Annotated in this window: 2 protein-coding genes and 1 pseudogene; all 3 read right to left on the bottom strand. The window is 52.4% G+C overall.

What is annotated here, in order from left to right:
* Nucleotides 1-1,151: pseudogene (locus tag HW443_RS10535) on the bottom strand (hypothetical protein); the annotation flags it as partial.
* Nucleotides 1,152-1,174: 23 nt separating this feature from the next.
* Nucleotides 1,175-1,858: a hypothetical protein gene (locus HW443_RS10530; RefSeq protein ID WP_176238173.1), complete on the bottom strand. Its 684-nt coding sequence runs from the start codon at nt 1,856-1,858 to the stop codon at nt 1,175-1,177.
* Nucleotides 1,859-1,917: 59 nt separating this feature from the next.
* On the bottom strand, nt 1,918-2,609 hold a 692-nt coding region (locus tag HW443_RS10525), incomplete at its 5' end, for a carbohydrate-binding protein (protein WP_176238172.1).

Here is a 2,609-nt window from a genome sequence, read left to right as displayed (position 1 = left end):
TCCAATAGTTTGAAGACGTACTTGCCCTCCGGGGAGGAGGTGGAGACTTCCTGAGAAGAAGGAGAAGGCTCTGGGGAAGATGGAGAGACCTCCTGGGGAGATCTTAAGACACTTAAGCTACTCTGGACCCACTCACCCCCATCAATCCGATACCTTAGCTCTCTAACCTCAGGGAGAGTCGGCTTTAAAAGATAGAGAGAATAGTCTCCAGCCCGGGGAATGTGGAGAGTGTAGGTAATCGGATAACTGCGTCCTTCCGGCTCTGTCTCTTCCCACCCACCCGTTGGCGGGCCGACCATGCTGCTACTCTCTCCCTCCTGTTCCAACCCCTCCTCTTTGCCGCCTGGGCTGGCCGAAACCACTTTCACTTCCCTGGATAGGGGCTCCACTCCCACCTGGGAGAACCAGTACACCCCTTCTCTGACCAGATCGAACTGCAAAATATAGTCTCCAGGCTTCTCTGGCGTCTTTATCCCAACCTGAACCGGCACCCTCTCCCCTGGTATTACTCGGTGGGGCAGCTCCGTCCTCACGCCATCCCAGATGATCACCTCTCCTGTCTCCTTATCTAACCAGTGATAGCTCGCATGAATGTGATTTTCCTCCGGCGTGGCGGGCCACACGGTGGAGCCAGTATTGAGCAGGTATAGAGACACAAAATAGCGGCTCTCCTTCTCCATCGCCGACGGGGTGAGACCCAGATCTTCATATAGAGCGCCTTCACCTGGCGTGGGCTGATCTACCGCGTCCCTGGCCACATCTAAAGGAACAATAACCTGCTCTGCCCAGCTCAGAACCAGGTTATCTCTGCTCGTGTCTCCGCTAGCAAGATAGACCCACGGCTCTTCAGCCCCACTCACTTGGGCCTCCAGGCTGGCCAGGCTTTCCAGAATATAGGAAAGCTCGATATTCCTGGAGACGTAGGCAATGTTTCTAACAGGATAAATGGGGGGCCTGCGGAGATTCTCATCTATCTCAAAGATGTCTATCTGATCATCCGAGCCTACCAGCGTAAGCCCCTCCGTCTCCTCCCTTTCCCCTTCATAGAAGCTTAGCCCGGGCCTATCCCTATGTAAAAGGACATACCTCACGCCGTAGTGCCCCAGTATTTCTGCTGCCTCCCTGCCCCGCAGACCCTCCACGGATTGCATCAGACTCTCCTCCAGACTGCTTTTCAGGACCAAACCGGAGGGCCCCCCCCCCTCTTTAGGGCCAGATTAAACAGTTTCTTCCCATGAATCTGCTGAAAATGCAGGTAGTCGGGATAGAGCTCTCCCCTTTCGTCCAAAAGAGGGTACTCAACAATGATGAAGTCCTGCGGCTGAGCCTTGAGCCACTTGTAGGCTCGAGGCATGGTGAAGGAAGTATAGATCTTGAAGGGCTGAACGGCCTTATATGCCGGAAAAACCTGAGGGAAGAGAAAGTAGTTAGAAAGGAACATGGTCAAAAAGATGGAGCTGAGCATGGCCTTACGAAAGAGAACCAATTTCCCCTTTCGTTTTATCCTTTCTCTCAGGCTGTCCATGAGGATGAAAATGAGGCCGAAGACTAAATAGCCATAGGCGTAGTTGGCCAATATCTCGGCCGTACTTTCCTGCTTAGCTATGAGGAAGAAGGGACACAGAGCCAGAAAGAACAGGGCGATGCCTATGGCATACCTATATTCCAGGTCCAGGCACTGGAGGACAAGGAGAGTTATGGCGAAAAGGGCTACGGAGACACCTCCCCAAAAAGCAAAGCGGGTCGACAACACAGTGGAGGCGAGGAGTAAAGCGACGGGGACGGCCATCGAGAGAATCTTAACGTAGTTCTTTACAATCGCCTCTCGGATTATCCTGGCTTTTACCTTTCCATCCATTTTTGTTTGAGGATCCTCCTCTCTGCCTCTCAGAGCAAGTCATAGCGGAGGTCTCAGCATTAGCTGATATGTCGGCGCCTCCGCCTGGCATCAATAAAATAGTAGAGCACGCTGGCAATCAAAGTGATAACAGATATCACAGCCCCCCAGTAAACTAACCTCTGGGGCCAGAATTCCACCTGGATCTGGTAGTCGCCGAGTTTATCCACCCACCAGGAGTTAGCATACCCGTTGACCCAAAAATGCCTTTCATCGGGAATTCTCTCCCTCCTGCCCGTCTCCGTGTCCACAACATAGGCCCTCCAGGCGGGGTTAAAGGATTCTGAGAAGACCAGAAGATAAGGAGAGGTCGCTTCTTTTACCTCTACCACATACCTGGTAGGATTGATCTTCCTGAAGGAGATCCCAGGTGGATCAGGCTTATCCTGTTTCCTCTCCAAATGTAGCACCAGATTATTATTTATCTTTACGTCGTTGATGGGTAGACCCTGGGAAGTGATCTTGAGGCTGTGATTCCCTGGGGTCAACCTTATAGTACCCAGAGCAACCCAGTTGTCGCCAGCCCCACTGCTACCTGCGGATGCAACCTCCACGGGAACTCCATCCACCTCGATCCCCAGACGTGTGCTGAGGTTCTGCTCACTCAGGCTCTGCCTATTCAGGTTCTGTATCCTTGCATCATCATACACAAAAACCTCATAAGCGCCTCCTTGAGGAACAAAAAACTGCTCCTCTACCCTTTTCAGCGCAT

Source organism: Candidatus Hakubella thermalkaliphila, from assembly GCF_013281975.1.
GTDB classification, from domain to species: domain Bacteria; phylum Actinomycetota; class Humimicrobiia; order Hakubellales; family Hakubellaceae; genus Hakubella; species Hakubella thermalkaliphila.
This window is presented reverse-complemented; position numbering and strand designations above follow the sequence as displayed.

What these genes read in the sequence shown, in the direction of transcription:
- HW443_RS10530 (WP_176238173.1), bottom strand. Translation starts at nt 1,858, where the DNA reads ATGGATGGAAAGGTAAAAGCCAGGATAATCCGAGAGGCGATTGTAAAG.